The 21208-nt window shown below is 64.0% G+C and carries 19 protein-coding genes; 8 read left to right on the top strand and 11 right to left on the bottom strand.

Going from position 1 to position 21208, the window contains the following annotated elements:
- Positions 1 to 82: 82 nt before the first annotated feature.
- Genes gpsA through AB5Y95_RS18300 form a run of 3 tightly spaced genes read right to left on the bottom strand, consistent with a single transcriptional unit; the run spans position 83 to position 2039 of the window.
- Positions 83 to 1087: an NAD(P)H-dependent glycerol-3-phosphate dehydrogenase gene (gpsA, locus tag AB5Y95_RS18310; RefSeq protein ID WP_024941541.1), complete on the bottom strand. Its 1005-nt coding sequence runs from the start codon at positions 1085 to 1087 to the stop codon at positions 83 to 85.
- A gap of 2 nt (positions 1088 to 1089) precedes the next feature.
- Complete coding sequence (gene secB, locus AB5Y95_RS18305; protein ID WP_005307878.1) at positions 1090 to 1560, bottom strand: protein-export chaperone SecB; 471 nt, start codon at positions 1558 to 1560, stop codon at positions 1090 to 1092.
- 47 nt (positions 1561 to 1607) lie between these two features.
- Positions 1608 to 2039, bottom strand: a complete 432-nt coding sequence (locus tag AB5Y95_RS18300; RefSeq protein ID WP_005307875.1) for a rhodanese-like domain-containing protein — start codon at positions 2037 to 2039, stop codon at positions 1608 to 1610.
- Positions 2040 to 2364: 325 nt separating this feature from the next.
- On the opposite strand from AB5Y95_RS18300, the gene gpmM reads away from it, so the two are divergent.
- Together gpmM and AB5Y95_RS18290 are read left to right on the top strand one after the other, a co-directional pair.
- Positions 2365 to 3894: a 2,3-bisphosphoglycerate-independent phosphoglycerate mutase gene (gene gpmM / locus AB5Y95_RS18295; RefSeq protein WP_024941540.1), complete on the top strand. Its 1530-nt coding sequence runs from the start codon at positions 2365 to 2367 to the stop codon at positions 3892 to 3894.
- A gap of 9 nt (positions 3895 to 3903) precedes the next feature.
- A complete protein-coding gene (locus AB5Y95_RS18290) occupies positions 3904 to 5244 on the top strand; it encodes a peptidoglycan DD-metalloendopeptidase family protein (RefSeq protein ID WP_017788649.1) in 1341 nt (446 codons plus the stop codon).
- A 110-nt stretch (positions 5245 to 5354) separates the two neighbouring features.
- Here the strand turns inward: AB5Y95_RS18290 and AB5Y95_RS18285 are convergent, their stop codons facing one another.
- On the bottom strand, positions 5355 to 6005 hold the full coding sequence (locus AB5Y95_RS18285; RefSeq protein WP_017778597.1) for a Qnr family pentapeptide repeat protein: 651 nt from the start codon (positions 6003 to 6005) through the stop codon (positions 5355 to 5357).
- A 90-nt stretch (positions 6006 to 6095) separates the two neighbouring features.
- On the opposite strand from AB5Y95_RS18285, the gene AB5Y95_RS18280 reads away from it, so the two are divergent.
- The gene (locus tag AB5Y95_RS18280; RefSeq protein WP_368161785.1) at positions 6096 to 7103 is read left to right on the top strand and encodes a substrate-binding domain-containing protein; all 1008 of its coding nucleotides are present in this window, start codon (positions 6096 to 6098) and stop codon (positions 7101 to 7103) included.
- Between the two features lie 98 nt (positions 7104 to 7201).
- Here AB5Y95_RS18280 and AB5Y95_RS18275 read toward each other — a convergent pair whose 3' ends face one another.
- The 3 genes from AB5Y95_RS18275 to AB5Y95_RS18265 are packed head-to-tail and all read right to left on the bottom strand — an operon-like array spanning position 7202 to position 10166.
- Complete coding sequence (locus tag AB5Y95_RS18275; RefSeq protein ID WP_043162453.1) at positions 7202 to 7843, bottom strand: bifunctional 4-hydroxy-2-oxoglutarate aldolase/2-dehydro-3-deoxy-phosphogluconate aldolase; 642 nt, start codon at positions 7841 to 7843, stop codon at positions 7202 to 7204.
- A 20-nt stretch (positions 7844 to 7863) separates the two neighbouring features.
- Positions 7864 to 9660, bottom strand: a complete 1797-nt coding sequence (gene edd, locus AB5Y95_RS18270; protein ID WP_368161784.1) for a phosphogluconate dehydratase — start codon at positions 9658 to 9660, stop codon at positions 7864 to 7866.
- Positions 9657 to 10166: a gluconokinase gene (locus AB5Y95_RS18265; RefSeq protein WP_368161783.1), complete on the bottom strand. Its 510-nt coding sequence runs from the start codon at positions 10164 to 10166 to the stop codon at positions 9657 to 9659. Before AB5Y95_RS18265 ends, edd begins: the two co-directional genes overlap by 4 nt.
- A gap of 245 nt (positions 10167 to 10411) precedes the next feature.
- Here AB5Y95_RS18265 and gntU point away from each other — a divergent pair, with 245 nt between their 5' ends.
- The 4 genes from gntU to AB5Y95_RS18245 all read left to right on the top strand — a co-directional run bounded on the left by gntU (position 10412) and on the right by AB5Y95_RS18245 (position 17732).
- Entirely contained in the window at positions 10412 to 11752 is a 1341-nt protein-coding gene (gene gntU / locus AB5Y95_RS18260; protein WP_368161782.1) for a gluconate transporter, read from the top strand.
- Between the two features lie 146 nt (positions 11753 to 11898).
- Complete coding sequence (pssA, locus tag AB5Y95_RS18255; RefSeq protein ID WP_005307852.1) at positions 11899 to 13248, top strand: CDP-diacylglycerol--serine O-phosphatidyltransferase; 1350 nt, start codon at positions 11899 to 11901, stop codon at positions 13246 to 13248.
- Positions 13249 to 13425: 177 nt separating this feature from the next.
- Positions 13426 to 15495 carry an ATP-dependent DNA helicase RecG gene (gene recG / locus AB5Y95_RS18250; protein WP_368161781.1) on the top strand — a complete coding sequence of 690 codons (2070 nt, stop codon included), beginning with the start codon at positions 13426 to 13428 and terminating at the stop codon, positions 15493 to 15495.
- A 170-nt stretch (positions 15496 to 15665) separates the two neighbouring features.
- The gene (locus tag AB5Y95_RS18245; RefSeq protein ID WP_368161780.1) at positions 15666 to 17732 is read left to right on the top strand and encodes an AsmA-like C-terminal region-containing protein; all 2067 of its coding nucleotides are present in this window, start codon (positions 15666 to 15668) and stop codon (positions 17730 to 17732) included.
- A 62-nt stretch (positions 17733 to 17794) separates the two neighbouring features.
- Here the strand turns inward: AB5Y95_RS18245 and AB5Y95_RS18240 are convergent, their stop codons facing one another.
- Together AB5Y95_RS18240 and AB5Y95_RS18235 are read right to left on the bottom strand one after the other, a co-directional pair.
- A complete protein-coding gene (locus tag AB5Y95_RS18240) occupies positions 17795 to 18703 on the bottom strand; it encodes a bifunctional GNAT family N-acetyltransferase/hotdog fold thioesterase (RefSeq protein WP_005307835.1) in 909 nt (302 codons plus the stop codon).
- Positions 18704 to 18812: 109 nt separating this feature from the next.
- On the bottom strand, positions 18813 to 18947 hold the full coding sequence (locus AB5Y95_RS18235; protein WP_368161789.1) for a hypothetical protein: 135 nt from the start codon (positions 18945 to 18947) through the stop codon (positions 18813 to 18815).
- Positions 18948 to 18998: 51 nt separating this feature from the next.
- Between AB5Y95_RS18235 and AB5Y95_RS18230 the strand changes: the two genes are divergently transcribed.
- Positions 18999 to 19676, top strand: a complete 678-nt coding sequence (locus tag AB5Y95_RS18230) for a spermidine synthase (protein ID WP_368161779.1) — start codon at positions 18999 to 19001, stop codon at positions 19674 to 19676.
- On the opposite strand, the gene dtd is transcribed toward AB5Y95_RS18230, so the two are convergent.
- Both dtd and AB5Y95_RS18220 read right to left on the bottom strand, forming a co-directional pair.
- Positions 19665 to 20102 carry a D-aminoacyl-tRNA deacylase gene (dtd, locus tag AB5Y95_RS18225; RefSeq protein ID WP_054543880.1) on the bottom strand — a complete coding sequence of 146 codons (438 nt, stop codon included), beginning with the start codon at positions 20100 to 20102 and terminating at the stop codon, positions 19665 to 19667. The two genes, AB5Y95_RS18230 and dtd, sit on opposite strands and share 12 nt — an antisense overlap.
- Before the next feature lie 80 nt (positions 20103 to 20182).
- Positions 20183 to 21055 carry a virulence factor BrkB family protein gene (locus AB5Y95_RS18220; RefSeq protein WP_010635440.1) on the bottom strand — a complete coding sequence of 291 codons (873 nt, stop codon included), beginning with the start codon at positions 21053 to 21055 and terminating at the stop codon, positions 20183 to 20185.
- Positions 21056 to 21208: the final 153 nt, after the last annotated feature.

Below are 21208 nucleotides of genomic sequence, written 5' to 3'. Positions count from 1 at the left end.
TTGCTGCCCTTGTGGTAAAAACATGCTGCAAAGAAAAGGCCCCGCCAGCTGGCGGGGCCTTTTGCATTCTGCGGCAGGCAGATTATTCGTCCTTCTTGTCTCGCGACAGCAGGGCAATGGCCGCCTCTTTCGGATTCTTGCCTTCGTACAGCACCTTGAAGATCTGCTCGCAGATGGGCATCTCGACGCCACAGCGGGCCGCCAGCAGATGCACCTCCTTGGTGTTGCGATAGCCTTCCACCACCTGACCGATCTCGGTCATGGCGGTGTTCACATCCTTGCCAGCCCCGAGGGCCAACCCGAAGCGACGGTTGCGCGACTGGTTGTCGGTACAGGTCAGCACCAGATCCCCGAGCCCTGCCATCCCCATGAAGGTCTTGGCGTCGGCCCCGAGCGCGGCGCCGAGGCGCTGCATCTCTACCAGGCCACGGGTGATGAGCGCAGTCCTGGCGTTGGCGCCAAAACCCAGCCCGTCGGAGAGACCGGCGCCGATGGCGATGACGTTCTTGACCGCCCCGCCCAGCTGCAGACCGATGAAGTCCGGATTGGTATAGACCCGGAACGAGCGGCCACAGTGCAGCAGCAGGGAGAGATCGTCGGCGAAGTCGTCGTGGGTCGAGGCCACCGAGATGGCGGTCGGCAAACCGGCGGCCAGCTCCTTGGCGAAGGTAGGGCCGGAGATGACCGCCAGCGGCATCTCGTCACCCAGCACCTCGCGGGCCACGTCCTGCAACAGGCGGCCGCTGTCCGGCTCCAGCCCCTTGGTGGCCCAGGCGATACGGGTATCGGGGCGCAGGAAGGGTTTGACCCGGGCCAGTACCTGGCCGAACACATGGCTCGGCACCACCAGCAGCAGTACGGGGGCGGCTTGCACCGCCTGTTGCAGATCCGCAGTCAGCTGCAGATCGGCGGGAAAGGGGACATCCGGCAAGAATGCCTTGTTGCAGCGATCCTGCTCCAGCTCGGCGACATGGGCAGGGTCGTGACCCCACAGCAGGGTCGGATGACCGTTGCGCGCCAGAGAAATGGCAAGGGCGGAGCCGTAAGACCCCGCCCCCAAGACCGAGATAGCGATCTGGTCGGCCATTATCAGGCTTCCGCAGTCGCCTGCTGGGCCTGAGCCTGTGCCATGTGCTGGGCAAACAGGGCATCGAAGTTGACCGGTGCCAGGTTCAGCTGCGGGAAGGAACCCTTGCTCACCAGGTTGGCCACCGCTTCACGGGCATACGGGAACAGGATGTTCGGGCAGAAGGCAGCCAGGCAGTGGGCCAGTTGCGGCTCCGGCAGGTTGCCGATGGTGAAGATACCGGCCTGCTGAACTTCGCACAGGAAGGCAGTCTCGGTTTCCAGCTTGCAGGTGACGGTCAGGGTCAGTACCACTTCATAGACGCTGTCAGCCAGGATGTTGGTCTTGGTGTCCATGTCCAGCTTGACGTCCGGCTGCCACTCTTTCTGGAAGATGTGCGGGGTGTTCGGCGCTTCGAAGGAGACGTCCTTGGTGTAGACGCGCTGGATGTGGAATTCCGGTTGTACTTCCTGGTTGTTGATCTCTTCAGCCATTTTGTTTGATTCCTTTTTATGAAAATAGGTGGGCGCAGGCCCTTAAATCAGCGTTTTTTGGTCACCGGCAGATTTTCTGCACGCCACTGGGCCATGCCACCGCTGAGCACATACACCTGCTTGAAGCCGGCTTTGCTCAGTTGGCGACCCGCGCCACCAGCGGTCATCCCCGACTCGCACACCACTATGATGGGGGCATCTTTATGCTTTTCAACCGGGCCCAGGTTATTGCTCTGAATCTGGCTGAGCGGCAGGTGCTGGGCACCGGCCAGATGGCCCTTGGCAAACTCTTCCTGACTGCGAATGTCCACCACGGTGGCGTTTTCACGGTTGATCAGCAGGGTGGCGGTGTGGTTGTTCACCGACTTGACCGGAGAAAAACGGGCACGCACCGTGGTGTAAACCAGGGTGCCCGCCAGGCCGAACCAGGCTGCGGTCAGCAGCGGGTTGCGGGCCGCAAAATCCAAATACTCTTGCATCTTCTACTATCCAGGGACCAAGACAAGTGCCCGAGTATACATGGGGACCCAGCCAAGATCAGCCATCTTGGCGGCAAAGCGGGAGCCGGCTCCCATCGGCTGGAAACGGGATGCGACAGCAACATAAAAAGCGGTATCGGGCAGGCCTGACCGAGGATTCGTCGTGCAATGCGACAAGCCGGCGACAAAGGAGAAACAGGTCGGCAACAGGGTGCGGGCCCCGCCGGACGGGGCTTGGCTATCAGGTGACTATTTCGGCAGATGTAGTAATATTACGCTAGTTTCACTTCCCGCAATTCATTCCTATCCGAGAGGACATAGCCTTATGTCAACAGCTAAGAAACCTTTGGTTCTGGTCATCATGGACGGTTGGGGCTACAGCACCAAGCAAGAGCACAACGCCGTCGCTGCCGCCAAGACTCCCAACCTCGACCGTCTCGCCCGTGACTACACCAGCACCCTGATCTCCGGCTCCGGCCTGGACGTGGGTCTGCCGGACGGTCAGATGGGGAACTCCGAAGTGGGCCACGTCAACATCGGCGCCGGTCGCATCGTCTATCAGGAACTGACCCGCATCTCCAAAGACATCCAGGACGGCCCTTTCTTCGAGAACATCGAGCTGGCCAAGGCTGTTGACACTGCCGTGAGCAAGGGCAAGGCCGTGCACATCATGGGCCTGATGTCCCCGGGTGGCGTACACAGCCACGAAGAGCACATCATGGGCATGATCGAGATGGCCGCCAAGCGTGGCGCCGAGCAGATCTACTTCCACGCCTTCCTGGATGGCCGCGACGTACCGCCGCGCTCCGCCCAGTCCTCCATCGAGCTGTTCGACGCCCTGTTCGCCCGTCTGGGCAAGGGTCGTTTCGCCTCCATGATCGGCCGTTACTACGCCATGGACCGTGACAACCGTTGGGATCGCGTACAGCAAGCCTATGACCTGATGACTCAAGGCAAGGGCGAGTTCACCGCCGACAGCGCCAGCGAAGCCCTGGCCGCCGCCTATGCTCGCGACGAGAACGACGAGTTCGTCAAGGCGACCCGTATCGGCGAAGCCGCCCCCATGCAGGATGGCGACGCGCTGATCTTCATGAACTTCCGTGCCGACCGCGCCCGCGAAATCACCCGCGCTTTCGTTGACAGCGACTTCACCGGCTTCGCCCGCACCGCTACCCCGGCGCTGAACTTCGTGATGCTGACCGAGTACGCAGCCGACATCAAGACCGCCTGTGCCTACCCGCCGACCGCCCTGGTCAACACTCTGGGTGAGTGGCTGGCCAAGCAGGGCAAAACCCAGCTGCGCATCTCCGAGACCGAGAAGTACGCCCACGTCACCTTCTTCTTCAACGGCGGCGAAGAGGCCTGCTTCACTGGCGAGGATCGCGAGATCGTTGCCAGCCCGAAAGTGGCCACCTACGACCTGCAGCCGGAAATGAGCTCCGAAGAGCTGACCGACAAGCTGGTTGGCGCCATCAAGAGCGGCAAATACGACGTCATCATCTGCAACTACCCGAACGGCGACATGGTCGGCCACACCGGCGTGTTCGATGCGGCCGTCAAAGCCTGTGAAGCCGTTGACCACTGCATCGGTCGCGTCACCGAGGCCCTGGCCGAAGTGGGTGGCGAGTGCCTGATCACCGCCGACCACGGCAACGCCGAGAAGATGATGGACGAAGAGACTGGTCAGGCCCATACCGCCCACACCAATCTGCCGGTTCCGCTCATCTACTTCGGTCGCAAGGCCGAGGTGCTGGAAGGCGGTAAACTGTCCGATCTGGCCCCCACCATGCTGACTCTTATGGGTCTGCCGGTACCGCCGGAAATGACTGGCAAGCCCCTGATGATTCTGAAATAATCCTTCCCCATGCGGGGATGCGAAGTGATTTCAACCAAAACCAGTCGCGTCGGCCTGTTGGCCGGCGCGCTGTTTTTTTGTCTGTCGTTCGGGCCGGGCAAGGCCTGGGCTGCCAACCAGCAGCTGGGCGCCATGCAGTCCCAGATCAAGGAACAGCAGCAGACCATCAAGCTCAGCAAGCAGGAGCTGGCCAAGCTCAACACCCAGCTCAAGGCCGATGAGCAGGCCATCTCGGCCGCCGCCGCCAAGCTCGACCAGACCAGACAGCGGCTCAGAGAGAACCAGCAGAAGCTGGTGGGGCTGCAACAGGACAAGCTGGATCTGGAGCAGCAGGCCAGCCACCAGAAGCAGTTGCTGGCCAAACAGGCGGAGAGCGCCTTTACCGCCGGCAACCACGATTACCTCAAACTGCTGCTCAATCAGCAGGATCCGGCCAAACTGAGCCGTTCCCTCGACTACTACGACTACCTCAACAAGGCACGCATCGAGGCCATCGAAGCCCTGCGGGCCACCCGCACCAAGCTGGCCAAAAACCAGCAGGCCACCAAAGAGACCGAAAGCCGGCTGCAATCCCTGCTCACCGAACAGCAGCAACACCATCAAAGTCTGCTGGCCAGCCAGCAGAGCCGTGCCAAGGTGCGCAACCAGCTGCAGCAGTCGGTACAGGATGACGAACAGAAGCTGACCAAGCTGGTCAAGGCGGAGAAAGCGCTGAAGGCCCGGCTGGAAGAGTTGCGCCGCCAGCGGGAAGAGCAGGAGCGTCGCGAGCGGGAGCGCCTTGCCAAGCTGAAGGCGGAACAGGAGCGGCAACGCAAGCTGGCCGAACAACGCCGCGCCGAACAGGAGCGGCTCGCCGCCCAGCAGAGCAAGGCGGCCCAGCAGCAGACCGCCAGCCGGGAGAGCACCACCAGCAAGCCTGAGCGGGGCTCCGGCATCAGCAGCGCCGGTTACTACAGCGGCCTCAAGACCAATGGCAGCCTGCGCTGGCCGGTACAGGGGCCGATCCTCATCGCCTACGGCTCGCCACGCACCGCCGAGCTGAAGTGGAAGGGCACTCTGATCGGCGCCAGCGAAGGGACCCAGGTCAAGGCGGTGGCACCGGGCCAGGTGGTCTATGCCGACTGGCTGGACGGCTTCGGTATGCTGCTGGTGATCGATCACGGCCGCGGCTACATGAGCCTCTACGGTCACAACCAGTCGCTGCTGCGCCAGGTGGGCCAGAACGTGGAACAGGGTGAACCGGTGGCGCTGGTCGGTGACAGTGGCGGCCAGGACAGACCCGGCCTCTACTTCGAAATTCGCTACCAGGGCGAGGCCATCAACCCGACCAAGTGGCTGGCCAAGCGCTGACGCCAACTTGCCTCCTCCCCCGACAGCCTGCCTTGCGCAGGCTGTCATCCCTCCGGCAGCGCGCGGCGACGCGCTACCTTTGGTGAAAAATTACCTCTTTTTCAGGCTGTTCAAGGGAAGACGACCAGCCCTATCTGCTCCAGCAAGGCCTGCTGCTGATCTTCGTTGATCTGCACCCCGTGCAGATTGACCCGCCGCAGATCCAGCCCGGGCAGATCGCACTGACGCAGATCGCAGCCCTGCAGGTTGATGCGGCTCCAGTCCAGTTGGCCAAACTCGGAACCGCTGAGATCCGAGCCCGCCAGCGAGGCGCCGAACAGGTTGGCCCCCTGCCAGCGATTGCCGCTCAATTCGCATTTTTCCAGCAGACAGCCCTCAAAGTTGGCGTAGCTGAAGTTGTTGCCGGTGAGATGGGCTTCGCAGAAGTAGCTCTTGACGGTGATCTGGTTGGCAAAGCTGGCGCGGGAGAAGTTGATCCCCATCGCCTGGCAGTCGCGCAGCTCGAGCCCGAGGCACTGGCTGTGACTGAAGTCGGCCATGGTGAGATCGCAGCGCAGAAAACTCGCCTCGCGCAGATTGCAGCCCTGCAGCAAACAGTTCTGTTCGCTCTCCCGATCGTAGAAGCTGCAGTCGACGAAACGGCTCTCGCCGAGATCTAGCCTGGAGAAGTTGCAGCCGATGAAACGGCATCCCTGAAACTGCTCCCCGGCCAGGTCCTGCTGCTCGAAGCGCACACCCTCAAAGCACTTGGCCTTGATCATCCTGAGATTCCCCTTGTTGACGGCGTCATATGCTGACTTTGTTACAAAAAAACGGTAATGTTACACGTAACATTTGTCCCGGATCCAGAGATGAACGATACCCGCAAGCGCCGCCCCACCCTGCAGGACATAGCCGACCTGACCGGGGTCACCAAGATGACCGTCAGCCGCTACCTGCGCGACCCGCAAGCCGTGGCCGAGGGCACCCGCGAGCGGATCGCCGCCGCGGTGGAAGAGCTCGGCTACATCCCCAACCGGGCGCCGGACATTCTCTCCAACGCCACCAGCAAGGCGATCGGCATCCTGATCCCCTCCCTCTCCAACCAGGTCTTCTCCGCCGTGGTGCACGGCATCGAGTCGGTGACCCGGCCCGCCGGCTACCAGACCCTGCTGGCTCACTACGGCTACAGCCCTGAGCGGGAAGAGGAGCAGATCGCCTCCCTGCTCTCCTATCACGTGGATGGGCTGATCCTCTCCGACAGCCAGCACACCGAGCGCACCCGCAAGATGATCGCCACCGCCGGTATCCCGGTGGTGGAGACCATGGATCTGCCACAGAGCCCCATCGACATGGTGGTCGGCATGGATCACCGGGCGGCCGCCCGGGCCATGGTAACAGAGATGCTGCGCCGGGGCCGACGCAAGCTGGTCTATCTCGGCGCACGGCTCGACGTGCGCACCCAGCTGCGGATGGAAGGCTACTACCAGGCGATGCAGGATTTCGGCCTCACCGGCCAGCACCTGCTGACCGAGCAATCCTCCAGCTTCACCCTCGGTGGCCAGCTGCTGGAGCAGGCGCTGGTGCGCTATCCCGATCTGGACGGCCTGTTCTGCACCAACGATGACCTGGCGGTGGGCGCCCTGCTGCAATGTCAGGCCAAGTGGATACCCGTCCCCCAGCAGATCGCCATCGCCGGCAGCAACGCCCTCGATATCGGCCACGCCATGACCCCCAAGCTGGCCAGTATCGTCACACCGCGCAAGGAGATCGGCCGTGCGGCCGCCACCATGCTGCTGGCCCGCCTCAACGGCCAGCCGCTGGCCGACACCCGGCTCGACATGGGCTTCTCCCTCTACGAAGGTGACAGCCTGGGCTGACGACGCACATCCCCGCCATTCTGCCATCACAGAGCAGGCCACCCGAGGGTGGCCTGCTTGCTTGGCAAACGGAAGGTCCGGCTCACGCCGGCGTCAAATCAGGATGCGACCAGGGCGACGGCTTCGCGGGAGAGGCGGGTCACCTCTTCCCAGTTACCGTTCTTGACGGCTTCTGCCGGCAGCATCCAGGAGCCGCCAACGGTGGCGACGCACTTGAGCGCCAGGTAGTCGGCCACGTTTTTCGGGCCGATACCGCCGGTGGGGCAGAACTTCACCTGGGGCAACGGCGCGGCGATGGCGGAGAGCGCCTTGGTGCCGCCGTTCGCTTCGGCCGGGAAGAATTTGAGGTGGTCGTAGCCCGCTTCCAGCGCCTGCATCACCTCGGACGGGGTGGCCACGCCCGGGATCAGCGGCGCCGTGCTGTTGGCCGCGTGGGCCAGCAGGGCCGGGGTCATCCCCGGGGAGATGACGAAGCGGGCACCGGCGGCCACGGCGGCGTCAAACTGCGCGCAGTTGAGCACGGTACCGGCACCGACCATGGCGTCCGGCATCGCCTTGGCGATGAGGGCGATGGCCTCCAGCGCTACCGGGGTGCGCAGGGTAATCTCGAACACCGAGATGCCGCCGTCCAGCAGCGCCTTGGCCATCGGCAGGGCCTGCTCCAGCTCATTGATGACCATCACGGGTACCAGCGGGGAGGCGGCAAACACCTCGGCCGGGGTCACTTTCCAGTTCTGCATAGCTCTTCCTTAGTCAGCTCTTAATCAAAGATGGTGGCGCCGCACTCGGCGCTCGATACCGCGCGACGCATCACGCTGAACAGTTCACGGCCCCACCCCTCTTGTTCCAGAGTGAGGTCGATCTCGGCCTGGGTACGGCCGCTCAAATCGGTCAGGCAGTCGAGGCTGCCGGTTACCGCATCCACCCGCAGCAAGTCGCCATCGGCAAGCAGGCCGATGGCCCCGCCGTGCAGCGCTTCCGGGGTGACGTGGATGGCAGCCGGGATCTTGCCGGAGGCGCCGGAGAGGCGGCCGTCGGTGACCAGCGCCACCTTGTGACCGGCTTTTTGCAGGTTGCCGAGCACCGGCATCAGCTTGTGCAGCTCCGGCATGCCGTTGGCGGCCGGGCCATTGTGACGCACAACGATGACGGCGTCCTGATTGAGATCCCCCGCCTTGTAGGCCGCTTCCACCGCATGCTGGGAGGAGAAGACCCGGGCCGGAGCTTCAATCACCCGATACTCGGGGGCCACGGCAGAGACCTTGACCACGGCGCGGCCCAGATTGCCGGAGAGCAGCTTGGTGCCGCCGGTGGCCTGGAACCGGCTACCGGAAGGCGACAGCACGCTCGCATCACTGCTCTCGCCCACCGGCTGCCATACCAGCTTGCCATCCACCAGTGCCGGACGGCTGAGGTAATCCTGCATCTCGCCGAAGACCGGGGTGGCATCCAGGTGGATCAGCCCCTCTTGCGCCAGCCGGCGCATCAGGCCGGGCACGCCACCCGCCTGCTCGAAGGCGTTCACGTCGGCCGGGCCGTTCGGGTACATGCGTACCAACAGCGGCACCACGTCGGAGAGATCGCTGATGTCATCCCAGGTCAGCACCAGACCGGCGGCGCGGGCCAGCGCCACCATGTGGATGCTGTGGTTGGTGCTGCCGCCGGAGGCGAGCAGGGCCACCAGCCCGTTGACCAGCGAGCGCTCGTCGATCACCGCACTCAGGGGGCGATAGGCCGGGGAACCCGGGATCATGGCGCTGATGCGGCGGGCCGCCTCCTCGGTGAGGGCGCGGCGCAGCTCGCTGTGCGGGTGCACGAAGGCGGAGCCCGGCAGCATCAGGCCCATGGCCTCGAACACCAGTTGGTTGGTGTTGGCGGTGCCGTAGAAGGTGCAGGTGCCGGCCGCGTGGTAGGCGCCGCACTCCATCTTGAGCAGGGCATCGCGACCCACTTCGCCGGCGGCGTACTGCTGGCGCACCTTCACCTTCTCGTCGTTGCTGATGCCACTCGCCATCGGGCCGGCCGGCACGAAGGCGGTGGGCAGATGAGCGTGGGAGAGTGCCCCCATGATCTGGCCCGGCGCTATCTTGTCGCAGATGCCGAGCAGCAGGGTGGCATCGAAGGTGTTGTGGGAGAGCGACAACGCGGTCGCCTGGGCGATCAGATCGCGGGAGAACAGGGACATGTCCATCCCCGGCTGGCCCTGGGTCACGCCGTCACACATGGCGGGCACACCGCCGGCGACCTGGGCACTGTGGCCCAGCTCGGCCAGCGCGGCCTTGATGATGTCCGGGTAGCCCTGATAGGGCTGATGGGCGCTCAGCATGTCGTTGTAGGCGGTGACGATGCCGACGTTTGCGCGGGTCATGTCGAGGATGCGACCCTTCTCGTCACAGCTGGAGGCTGCCACGGCATGGGCTAGGTTGCCGCAGGCCAGCGCGGCTCGGGTCTTGCCCTGATCGGCCTGGCGCTGGATGCGGACCAGGAAGGCCTGGCGACGGGCGGCACTGCGCTCGCGAATGCGGGCAGTGACGCTGGAAATAACCTGATGGATCATTGGGCTTGCTCCAATGCGGTGACGGCGCGATCAACCACCTGTTCGAAGGTGCCGTCGATATCGATGTGGAATACACCGGCTTCGCCATCCGGGCGCTCCAGGGTATCGAACTGACTTTGTACCATGCTTTCGCGCATGAAGTGGCCCTTGCGGGCCCGCATCCGCTCGAGGATCAGCGGCTGGCTGCCGTCGAGAAAGAGGAAGCTGACCGACTCGTTGCCCTCGCGGATCTGGTCGCGATACTGCTTCTTGAGGGCCGAGCAGACGATGACGCCCATCTCGTTCTTCTGTTCCAGGCTGTAGGCCGCGTCGCGGATCCGCTCCAGCCAGGGGGCGCGGTCCTCGTCGTTGAGCGGGTTGCCACCGGCCATCTTCTGGATGTTGGCCCTGGGGTGCAGATCATCACCGTCGATGAACTTGGCGCCCAGCACGCTGGCCACCTTGAGGCCCACGCTGGACTTGCCGCTACCACACACACCCATCACGATAATGCTCTTACCCGCCATTGTTTGACCTCTATCTCATTTTTCAAAAAACGTGCTGCCGATGGGTTCTAACTTAGCACGTTACCGGTAACATGTTACCGGTAACAACAAGAATTGTGAAGTCTGCCACAGACTGAGCGCACTCATAGTCACCTGGGCAAGCGAGTTTGATCCCCGGCCATAAATCTAAATAAATCATAAAGATATGGTCTGCCGACGGATCGGCAGGGTGTCGATACTGAACTTGGAACAAGGAATGCACAACAATGTCTGACCTCTCCCTGATCATGACGGCCGCCGGCTCCATCGTGCTGCTGCTCTTTCTGGTGATGAAGGCCCGCCTGCACGCGGTCGTCTCCCTCATCCTGGTCTCCATGGTGGCGGGGCTCGCCGCCGGCATGAACCCGGCCGACATCGCCGCTACCATCCAGAAAGGGATGGGCGGCACCCTCGGTTTCGTCGCCGTGGTGGTGGCACTGGGCGCCATGTTCGGCAAGGTGATGGAAGTCACCGGCGCCCTCGACCGGGTGGCCCACACCCTGCTCGGCAAGTTCGGCGTCAAGCGCGCCAACTGGGCCATGGCGCTGACCGGCTTCGTCTGCGCACTGCCGCTGTTCTTCGACGTGGCGGTGGTGCTGCTGATCGGCGTCGCCTTCGCCATCGTCCGCCGCGGTGGCGGCAGCGTGGTGAAGATCGGCATCGCCCTGCTGGCGGGTATCGCCACCTGCCAGGCCTTCCTGATCCCGGCGCCGGGCCCCATCCTGGTGGCGTCCCAGCTGGGGGCCGACTTCGGCTACATGATCCTGTTCGGCCTGATCGCCGCCGTGCCTTCCCTGATCCTGGCCGGCCCGCTGTTTGGCGAGCTGATCAGCAAGGTGGTCGACGTGCCGCTGCCGGCCGACGCCCAGAGCAGTGCCCACGACGACGGCCAGAACCTGCCCTCCTTCGGGCTGGCCATGGGCCTCATCGGCCTGCCGCTGCTGCTGATCGGTCTCAAGACCATCGTCGGCCGCTTCGTCGATGCTGGCACGCCTCTGCACGGCTGGCTGGAGTTCATCGGCCACCCCTTCACCGCCATCATGGTCGCCTGCCTGGCCGCCTTCTACCTGCTGGGGATCCGTCGCGGCATGTCCCGTGACGAGGTGATGAACGTCTGCAACAGCGCCATCCAGCCGGCCGGCGTCATCATCCTGGTAACCGGTGCCGGTGGCGTGTTCAAGCAGGTGCTGGTGGATTCCGGCGTCGGCGCCGCCCTCGGCAACATGCTGGCGGACTCCGGCCTGCCCATCGTTGCGCTGGCCTTCATCCTGGCCGCTGCGGTACGGGTCATTCAGGGTTCCGCCACCGTCGCCATGCTGACCGCCTGCGGCCTGGTACTGCCGATGCTGGAGCCGCTCGGCCTCAGCGGCGCCCAGCTGGCGGCGGTCACCATCGCCATCGGCGGCGGAGCCATCGTGCTCTCCCACGTCAATGACTCCGGCTTCTGGCTGGCCAACCGCTACCTCGGTCTCACCGAGAAGCAGACCCTGCAAACCTGGACCGTAATGGAAACCATCATCGGCACCACGGGCGGCGTGATGGCCATACTGATCTACAGCTTCCTCTGATCGCGACCATGCAGAAAAAGGCCTCCGATGTGAGGCCTTTTTCATCTTTATGACGATTCTTTCTTTGGCTAACAGGGCGAGATTGCTAGAATCGCCTATCCATCGCTCCGAGTGGAACGCTTAACGCAGTGATTTCAGGTTTCTCTATGCATTCATCGGCACATTATCGACAGCTGCTGGCGCGCCTGCCCCAGATCGCCGTCGCCGCAGACCAGTTTGAAGTGCTCAGCAGCGCCAAGGACTTCAAGAGCCGGATCCTTTCGCTCATCGCCAGCGCGACTCGCCGCATCTATCTGGTGGCGCTCTATCTGCAGGATGACGAGGCGGGACGGGAGATCCTCGCCGCCCTCTATGCCGCCAAACAGCGCAACCCGGCCCTCGACGTCAAGGTGTTCGTCGACTTCCACCGTGCCCAGCGCGGCCTGATCGGCAAGGGCAAGCAGGGTGGCAACCACCTGATGTATCAGGAGATGGCCGCTCGCCACGAGCACCAGATCGCCATCTATGGCGTGCCGGTAAAAGGCCGTGAACTGCTCGGAGTGCTGCACCTCAAGGGGTTCATCTTCGATGACACCCTGCTCTACTCCGGTGCCAGCCTCAACGACATCTACCTGCACCAGCAGGATCGCTACCGTTTCGACCGCTATCACCAGATCACCAGCCCGGAGCTGACCCGCAGCATGGTCAACTACGTGGATGACCTGTTCCTGCGCAGCGAGGCGGTGCAACGGCTGGATCGCACCGACATCCCCAGCGCCAAGCAGCTGAAGGGACCGATCCGCCGCTTCAAGCACAACCTGCGCCTCGGTCAGTACCGCTTCGACACCATGCCGGTCAACAGCCAGGAGGTGGCCATCACCCCGATGAGCGGCCTGGGCAAGCGCGGCAACCAGCTCAACAAGATGATCCGCACCCTGGTGCGGGCCACCGAGCGGGAGATCTTCATCTGCACCCCCTACTTCAACCCGCCCAAGGAGTTGAACAAGGATATCGAGGCCCTGCTCAAGCGCGGCTGCAAGGTGACGATCGTGGTGGGCGACAAGACAGCCAACGACTTCTTCATTCCGCCGGAGGAGAAATTCTCCACCATCGGCGGTCTGCCCTATCTGTACGAGACCAACCTGCGCAAGTTCGCCGAGCGCAACCAGCATCATATCGATGCCGGCCGTCTCAACCTGATGCTCTGGTGCTGCGAGCGCAACTCCTACCACCTCAAGGGGATCTTCGTGGATGACGAGTGGGCCCTGCTCACCGGCAACAACCTCAATCCCCGCGCCTGGGCGCTGGATCTGGAAAACGGCCTGCTGGTCTACGATCGCCGCCACCTGCTGCGGCCCCAGTTCAATGCCGAGCGCGAGAACATCCTGACCAACACCAAGCGCATCAGCCACTTCGATCAGATCGAGCAGATCCAGGACTACCCGGATCAGGTGCGCAAGCTGCTGGCCCGGATCCACAGGGTCAAGGCCCATATCCTGCTCAAACGCATCATCTGACCGCGCGCATCGCGCCCTCAGGATCTTTGCAAGGGCCTGCCGCATCTCGGCAGGCCTTTTTCATTCCAGCCCCCCGATCCCACGGGCCGACCCCCAACCGCGCGACGCGGCTTGCGTCGGGACGGCAATAAACCCTATCATCTGGACATATTTACAGTGTTTTCGGGCATCTAATTGATGAAATTGGATAAAATCTCCCTCGACAGCCTCAAGGGCGTCGGCTGCAAGATGCAGGAAAAGCTCGAGCGGCTGGGGCTGGCCACGGTGCAGGATCTGCTGTTCCACCTCCCCCTGCGCTACGAGGACCGCACCCAGGTGTGGCCCATCGGCGATCTGCCGCCCGGCCTGCACGGCGCCGTCGAGGGGGAGATCCAGGACACTCAGCTGGTGATGGGGCGTCGCCGCATGCTGGTCTGCCGTATCAGCGACGGCACCGGCACCCTCACCCTGCGCTTCTTCAACTTCACCGCCGCCCAGAAGAACAGCCTGAGCCCGGGCCGGCTGATGCGCTGCTTCGGCGAGGTGCGCCCCGGCAAGTACGGGCTGGAGATGGCCCACCCCGAGTACAAGCTGCTCGGCGAGGAGCAGGCCGGCCAGACCGAAGAGGCGCTCACCCCCGTCTACCCGACCACCGAGGGGCTGCGCCAGCTCACCCTGCGCAGCCTCACCGATCAGGCGCTGGCCCAGCTCGACCTCTACGGCGTGGAAGAGCTGCTGCCCGCCGGCCTCTATCCCCAGCAGATCGATCTGGCCGCGGCCCTGAAGCTGCTGCACCGTCCGCCCCCCTCGGTGGCGCTGGCCCTGCTCGAGAGCGGCCAGCACCCGGCCCAGCAGCGGCTGGTGCTGGAGGAGCTGCTGGCCCACAACCTCTCGGTCTTGAAGGTACGGGCCCAGGCACAAACCCAGCTGGCCCGCGCCCTCAAGCCGGCCCCGGCGCTGGTCGAACAGCTGCTCGGCGCCCTGCCGTTCACCCCCACCGGCGCCCAGAACCGGGTGGTGGCGGAGATCGGCCGGGATCTGCAACAGAGCCACCCCATGATGCGGCTGGTACAGGGGGACGTAGGCTCCGGCAAGACCCTGGTCGCTGCGCTGGCCGCCCTGCAGGCCATCGGCAACGGCTGTCAGGTGGGGCTGATGGCGCCGACCGAGCTGCTGGCCGAACAGCACGCCATCAACTTCGCCAAGTGGCTGGAACCGCTCGGCATCGGGGTGGGCTGGCTGGCTGGCAAGCAGAAGGGCAAGGCGCGGGAGGAGGCGCTGGCCGCCATCGCCGACGGCAGCGTCAAGATGGTGGTGGGCACCCACGCCATCTTCCAGGAGCAGGTGGTGTTCCAGCGCCTCGCCCTGGTCATCATCGACGAACAGCACAGATTCGGTGTGCATCAGCGCCTCGCCCTGCGGGAGAAAGGGGAGCGGGAAGGGGTACATCCCCATCAGCTCATCATGACCGCCACCCCCATCCCCCGTACCCTGGCGATGACCGCCTATGCCGACCTCGATACCTCCATCATCGACGAGCTGCCGCCGGGCCGCACCCCCATCACCACGGTGGCGCTGCCGGACAGCCGCCGCCAGGACGTGATCGAACGGGTCAGACTGGCCTGCGAGGAGGGCAAGCAGGCCTACTGGGTCTGCACCCTGATCGAGGAGTCCGAGGTGCTGGAGTGCCAGGCCGCCGAAGACACCGCCGCCGAGCTGCAAAATCGGCTACCCGGCCTGCACATAGGGCTGGTGCACGGCCGGATGCGACCGGTCGAGAAACAGCGGGTGATGGAGGAGTTCAAGGCGGGCATACTGCAACTGCTGGTCGCCACCACCGTCATCGAGGTGGGGGTGGACGTGCCCAACGCCAGCCTGATGATCATCGAAAACCCGGAACGACTGGGGCTGGCGCAGCTGCACCAGCTGCGCGGCCGGGTCGGGCGCGGCTCGGTGGCCTCCCACTGCGTGCTGCTCTATCATGCCCCCTTGTCCAAGACGGCCCAGAGCCGGCTCGGGGTGCTGCGGGAGACCAACGACGGCTTCCTCATCGCCCAGCGCGATCTGGAACTGCGCGGCCCGGGCGAGCTGCTCGGCACCCGCCAGACTGGCCTGGCCGACCTCAAGATCGCCGATCTGGTGCGGGATCAACCGCTCATCCCGCAAGTGCAGAAGATGGCGCGCTTCTTGATGGACCGCCACCCAGATCATGTCGAACCCTTGATCCGCCGCTGGCTCGGCCTGCGGGATCACTACTCCAATGCCTGACCAAGGCAGAGGCAGAAGATGGACACATTGCCTGATGGATAGACACCCAGGCCATGTCGAACCCTTGATCCGCCGCTGGCTCGGTCTACGGGATCACTATTCCAATGCCTGACCTGCGGGATCACGCTGCCAACGCCTGATCACTCAACCAATACAGGAGGAAAGCGCTTATGAATTCCTGGCTGCGCGGCCTGCTCTACACCCTTGCCTTCCTGTTGCTGTTTGTCTGGGTCGGGCTCGGCCTGTTCGACGCCGAGCGGGCCAAGGGGCCCATCGCCGGCTGGCTCAGCCAGCAGACCGGCGTACCCGTCACCATAGGCCGACTGGTGTTCAACCCGCTTCACCCCTACACCCTGCTGGCAGAGCAGGTGAGTTACGGCAACGCCGTGACCCTCGACAAGATCTATCTCGAGATAGAGAGCATCGACTGGCTGAACCGGGACGTGCGCATCGCCCATCTCGACCTCATTCGCCCGGCCATCAAGCTGCCGCTGCCCAACCAGCTGCCGAGCCTGCCGGTGCACTCCCTCACCATCGCCGACAGCACCATAGACCGGCTCAGCCTGGAGAGCGACGGGCTGACCCTGCGCGGCCTCAACGCCACCCTGAGCGACTGGCAGCTGCTCAACCCGGTGCGCCCGCCCCAGGCCAACCTGACCCTCAACATCACTGAGCTGGCGACCCCGGCCTGGGCCCTCTCCCGCCTCAACCTGGCCGGTCGACTGGAGGGGCAGGTGCTGAGTACCGACAAGCTGACCGCCAACCTGTTCGACGGTCTGCTCGAGACCGGCATGGTGCTGGACTGGCCCGCCCGCAGCCTGCGGCTGAACAACCTCAAGACTCAGGGCATGCGCATCGAGTGGGGCACCCTTGCCAAAGCCGAATCCCCCCTGCGCCAGGTCAGCCTGGATCTCGGCCAGATCCGGGATCTCAGCTTCAACGACATCGAGCAGGAGCTGGCCCTCAACAACCTCAGCGGCCAGCTGACCGCCTTCAACTGGCAGGCCGGCAGCACGCCCAGCGGCTACTTCTCGGGAACCCTCGGCGATCTTGGCCGCGGCCTGTTCCAGCTGGAAGCCATTCAGGGCAAGGTCGCCTTCTCGCCCCAGCAGCTGGATGCGGAGCTGCAGGGCAAGGCCTATGAAGGGGAGTTCAACCTGGAGCTCTCCTTCGATCCCCTGCAGCAGAAGCTGACCCTCAAGGACATGGCGCTGAGCGGCATGGACATCAGCCTGCCGGAAGGATGGTGGCAGGATTGGCAAAGCTGGCGCCCGCAGCAGATCGACATCCGCAAGCTGGCCTTCGACAAGCTCAAGGTGCTCTCCTTCGACGATACCCTGCCCCTCTCCCTGACCGGCTGGCAGTTCTATCTGACCGACCTCAGCCTGCGCGGCAATCAGCCAGGGCCGCTGCTGGGCCGGGCCCGCCTCGAGAGCGCCTGGTTCGAACTGGTGTGGGACGGCCTCAGCGCCCGCAACGGCGAACTGGATGGCGAGCTGAGTGCCGGCTCCTGGCAGCTCAACAAGCTCACCAGCTCGCTGCCGGATGAGGGCAGCCTCAGCCTGAGCGGCCAGTGGGGACGCGAGCCGGGCCAGACCAGCCGGGTGCAGCTCAAGGGCGAGAAACTGGATCTGGTGCAGTGGGGCAAGATCCTCCACTCCCCCGTCTCCTTCGCCGGCAAGCTGGACCTGAGCGCCGATCTGCAGGCGCTGCACGGCGGCACCCCGGGCGCCTGGCGCAGCTCCCTGCAGGGGAATTTTGCCCTCGATGCCACCGAACCCTTCTGGGACAAGGTGAAGATAGATCCGCTGCTGGATCAGTGGTTCAAGCAGGCGGCGGCGCCGACCCTCACCCCGGCCGAGCTCTGGCAGGCTATGCAGGAGGGCGACACCCCCTTCTATCGCATCAAGCTGCAGGGCAAGGTGGCCCAGGGCCAGCTGAAGATCGAGCAAGCCGGCGCTTCCACCATCACCCACCTGCTGGGGCTGCAGGGCAGCGTCGATCTGGTCAATGAGCAGTGGCAGCTGGATCTGGGCGTGCTCAACGGCCAGCACTGCGCCGAGCTGCTCGGTCAGTGGCGCGGGCCGCTCGCCGAGCCGACCCTCAGCTGGGGCTTCCAGCAAAAACCGGACGGCTGTGGCTGGGAGACCGGCGTGCGCTACCCGCCTCAGGGCAACGGCAGCCCGCTCTGGCGACCGGCGCCGAAGGCCCCGGCCACACAGGCGGCCAACGGCTAGCCGATAAAAAGCAACAAGGCCTCGTGATGAGGCCTTGTTGTTTGATGGGAGCCCGCGCGCCGCTACTGACCCGGCCGCTTGACCGGCTGCACCACGTAGTGACCGAGGAACTCGGCGGCCAGCTTGTCGCCGCTGAACAGCTTGATCTTGAGGCTGAACTTGGCGGACTCACCGGCCTTGAGCGGCTCGAGTACGGCAGGCATGCCTTCGCGGGCCACCCGCGCCTCCGGCTCCTCCTTGACCGGCCGGTAGTACTTGATGTTGCCCTCCGCCAGCACCGTATCTCCCACCAGCCCCGCCTCCTTGAGTTGCAGCCAGATCAGGCCCCAGCCCGCCAGTACGCATTGGCTGTAGATGCTGCCGGCGAACATGGTGTCATGCACGTTGAGGTTGGCCGCCAGATTGGCCTTGAGGTGGAAGGTCTGACCGTCGTAGTGGGTGATGTGCACCCCCATCTTCTCGCTGATGGGAATACCCTGCGACCAGCGGGTGGTGAGATCCTGGCACCACTCGGGGCGGTACTGGATGGTCTGCAGCGGGCTCAGAGACTTGATCATCTGGCGGTGCGGGATGCGGCCGAAGGAGACGGGGCCTTCCCCCACCTCGAGAAAGCCGCACTTGCGGTAGAACTCCACCGCCTCCTGGCGGGCATTCATCACCAGTCGCTTCACCTTCTCGCTGCAGGCCAGCTGTTCGAGATCCTGCACCATGCGGGCACCCAGCCCCTGGCCGCGAAATTCGGGGCGCAACGCCATGAAGCGGATCTGCGCCTCGTCACCGCCGACAAACAGCCGCCCCACCGCGATGGGTGTGCCGTCGGGGGCCAGCATCAGCCGGTGAATGGCGACGGTGTCGTATTCGTCCCGCTCGGAACCGAGAGGCAGATTGAAGGGTTTACGCAGTAGTTCCCAGCGCAACTGGTAGTAGGCATCCAGTTCGGCGTCGGTTTGAGGAGTGACTACCCGGTACATAAAGCGATCCTTGAGTTGGCGCCGACGGACAGAGTGAAGGGCTTGCGCACCCATGCCTCCCAGCTCAATTGATAATGGGCATCCAGCTCGGCGTCGGTTTGAGGAGTGACTACCCGGTACATAAAGCGATCCTTGAGTTGGTGCCGACGGACAGAGTGAAGGGCTTGCGCACCCATGCCTCCCAGCTCAATTGATAATGGGCATCCAGCTCGGCTTCCGTCTGGGGGGTGACCATCCGGTACATAGTTCCATCCTTGAGTTACACTGGTCGAAAACCATCTTGCCGTGCAAATTCATGGACTTCAATCTGCAAGCGTACCAAGCCGACCACTTATTGCACCTCAGCGCCAAGCCCCTGCGCCGGCTCACCGTGCAGGAAAATGCCCACCACCGCTGGCTGGAGATCGACGGCGTGGTGCAGTCGGCCATGTCTCTGGCCGAGCCCGCCACCCTCTGCCTGCCGCACCAACAGGTGATCGCCTGCCTGCTGCCCGAACAGGCCGCCAGCATCCTCGAACTGGGGCTGGGGGGCGGCGATCTCACTCGCCATCTGCGTCGACGCTGGCCCGATGCCCGCCACGAGTGCGTCGACCTCGATGAAGAGGTGATCACTCTCTATCAGCTGTTCTTTCAGCCCGAACAAGGCAGCCAGCGCACGCCGACCCTGCACCAGGCCGATGCCCTCGTCTTTCTGGAGCAGAGCGAGGCGCAGTACGACCTCATCCTGCTCGATCTGTTCAGCCAGGACGGCAATCCGCCGCTGCTGTTCCAGGAGCGTATCTATCAGGCGCTGGCCCCCCGCCTCAACGGCGAGCTCATCATCAACCTGCTGCCGCGCACCCGCCTCGAGCTGACCCGGGTGCTGATGCTGCTGGAGCAGTGGGTCGGCCCCACCATCCCCTACCCGGTGCCGGGGCTGCGCAACATACTGCTGCACACCAGCCCGCGCGATCCGCTGGCGTCAGACCTGTAGCCAGAAGGTGACCGGGCCGTCATTGACCAGCGCCACCTTCATGTCGGCGGCGAAGCGGCCGGTGGCAGTCGGTATGCCGCTGGCGGCGGCCCGCGCTACGAAGTAGTCGTACAGCCGCTCGGCCTCGACCGGATGAGCACCGCCGGAGAAGCTGGGTCTCATCCCCTTGTTGGTATCCGCCGCCAGGGTGAACTGGGAAACCACCAGCAGGCTGCCGCCGGCCTGGCTAACGTTGAGGTTCATCTTGCCATTCTCATCGGAGAAGATGCGGTAACCGCTCACCTTGTGCAGCAGCTTGTCGGCCTTGGCCTCGTCATCCCCCTGCTCCACCCCGAGCAGCACCAGCAGACCCCGGCCTATGGCCCCGGTCACCTCGCCCTCTACCGTTACGCTGGCCTCGCTGACCCGCTGAATCAGTGCAATCACATCCCTCTCCTCTCAAAACGGAACGACCGCCCCCATCTGCTGATGGGGGCGGTCGTCGATGCTAACAGCAAGGGGCCGGGTCAGGCCAACTCATCGGCACCCGGTCGCTCATATTCGCCGAGGCAGGCGGTGGTCTCGGCACCCAGCAGCACCACCAGCCAGCTCAGGTAGACCCATACAAACAGGATGGGGATGGTCGCCAGGGCACCATAGATGGCCTGATAGGAGGGGAAGTTGGTGATATAGATGGCAAAACCACGCTTGGCCAGCTCGAACAGGGTGGCCGCCACCAGGGCGCCGATGAAGGCGTGCATCAGCCGCACCTTGCAGTTGGGCACCACGGTATAGACCAGCAGGAAAGTGAGCACAGAGAACAGGAATGGCAGGCCGCGGAGCAGCAGATAGCCTATGCCGAACAGGCTCTCGGCCCCGAACAGCCGCAGCGAGAAAATATAGGAGGAGATGGCGATACTGGCCCCGATGAGCACCGGACCCAGAGTCAGGATCATCCAGTACATGGCGAATGCCTGGGCCAGTGGCCTGCTTTGGGTGGAGCGCCAGATGTAGTTGAGATTCTTGTCGATGGCCGAGATCAACATCAGCGCCACCACGATCAGGGCACCGATGCCAACTGCCGTGGTGTTGGTGGCGTTGGCCACGAAGCCGTCGATGTACTCCTTGAGCATCTCGCCGGCGGTGGGTACGAAGTTGTGATAGACGAACTGCTCCATTGCCTGCTTCAGGCTCTGGAACACCGGAAAAGCCGACATCATGCCGAACACCACGGCGATCATGGGCACCAGGGAGAGCAGGGTGACATAGGCCAGATAGCCAGCGGTAACCGTCAGCCTGTCCTGCTGGAAACGGCCCCAGACGAACTGGGCGAAATGGCGCCCATCATGGCGCAAGAAAGAGAGGGCGTGACCGAGACGGCCACCGGATTTCAGCTGCATTGTGCTTCCCGATGTCTTCATCATGTCGACATTGTGTCAGATTCCGTCACCGTTTGACCACCCGCGAGCCGGCCGGATGCGACTCGTCCGGGCGCGACTGTGGCCCCTTCTGCGGGAAACGACCATAAAAAAAGAGGCCCGCAGGCCTCTTTT

The sequence above is a fragment of the Aeromonas sp. R5-3 genome, from assembly GCF_040908225.1.
In the GTDB taxonomy this organism is placed as follows: Bacteria; Pseudomonadota; Gammaproteobacteria; order Enterobacterales; family Aeromonadaceae; genus Aeromonas; species Aeromonas dhakensis.
The sequence above is the reverse complement of the archived record's forward strand: the minus strand, read 5'-3'. Positions and strand labels throughout refer to the sequence as shown.

Bases quoted from the DNA above. Each gene is read 5' to 3' on its own strand.
- gpsA (WP_024941541.1), bottom strand. From the start codon at position 1,087: ATGGCCGACCAGATCGCTATCTCGGTCTTGGGGGCGGGGTCTTACGGC.
- secB (WP_005307878.1), bottom strand. From the start codon at position 1,560: ATGGCTGAAGAGATCAACAACCAGGAAGTACAACCGGAATTCCACATC.
- AB5Y95_RS18300 (WP_005307875.1), bottom strand. From the start codon at position 2,039: ATGCAAGAGTATTTGGATTTTGCGGCCCGCAACCCGCTGCTGACCGCA.
- gpmM (WP_024941540.1), top strand. From the start codon at position 2,365: ATGTCAACAGCTAAGAAACCTTTGGTTCTGGTCATCATGGACGGTTGG.
- AB5Y95_RS18290 (WP_017788649.1), top strand. From the start codon at position 3,904: ATGCGGGGATGCGAAGTGATTTCAACCAAAACCAGTCGCGTCGGCCTG.
- AB5Y95_RS18285 (WP_017778597.1), bottom strand. From the start codon at position 6,005: ATGATCAAGGCCAAGTGCTTTGAGGGTGTGCGCTTCGAGCAGCAGGAC.
- AB5Y95_RS18280 (WP_368161785.1), top strand. From the start codon at position 6,096: ATGAACGATACCCGCAAGCGCCGCCCCACCCTGCAGGACATAGCCGAC.
- AB5Y95_RS18275 (WP_043162453.1), bottom strand. From the start codon at position 7,843: ATGCAGAACTGGAAAGTGACCCCGGCCGAGGTGTTTGCCGCCTCCCCG.
- edd (WP_368161784.1), bottom strand. From the start codon at position 9,660: ATGATCCATCAGGTTATTTCCAGCGTCACTGCCCGCATTCGCGAGCGC.
- AB5Y95_RS18265 (WP_368161783.1), bottom strand. From the start codon at position 10,166: ATGGCGGGTAAGAGCATTATCGTGATGGGTGTGTGTGGTAGCGGCAAG.
- gntU (WP_368161782.1), top strand. From the start codon at position 10,412: ATGTCTGACCTCTCCCTGATCATGACGGCCGCCGGCTCCATCGTGCTG.
- pssA (WP_005307852.1), top strand. From the start codon at position 11,899: ATGCATTCATCGGCACATTATCGACAGCTGCTGGCGCGCCTGCCCCAG.
- recG (WP_368161781.1), top strand. From the start codon at position 13,426: ATGAAATTGGATAAAATCTCCCTCGACAGCCTCAAGGGCGTCGGCTGC.
- AB5Y95_RS18245 (WP_368161780.1), top strand. From the start codon at position 15,666: ATGAATTCCTGGCTGCGCGGCCTGCTCTACACCCTTGCCTTCCTGTTG.
- AB5Y95_RS18240 (WP_005307835.1), bottom strand. From the start codon at position 18,703: ATGTACCGGGTAGTCACTCCTCAAACCGACGCCGAACTGGATGCCTAC.
- AB5Y95_RS18235 (WP_368161789.1), bottom strand. From the start codon at position 18,947: ATGTACCGGATGGTCACCCCCCAGACGGAAGCCGAGCTGGATGCCCAT.
- AB5Y95_RS18230 (WP_368161779.1), top strand. From the start codon at position 18,999: ATGGACTTCAATCTGCAAGCGTACCAAGCCGACCACTTATTGCACCTC.
- AB5Y95_RS18220 (WP_010635440.1), bottom strand. From the start codon at position 21,055: ATGCAGCTGAAATCCGGTGGCCGTCTCGGTCACGCCCTCTCTTTCTTG.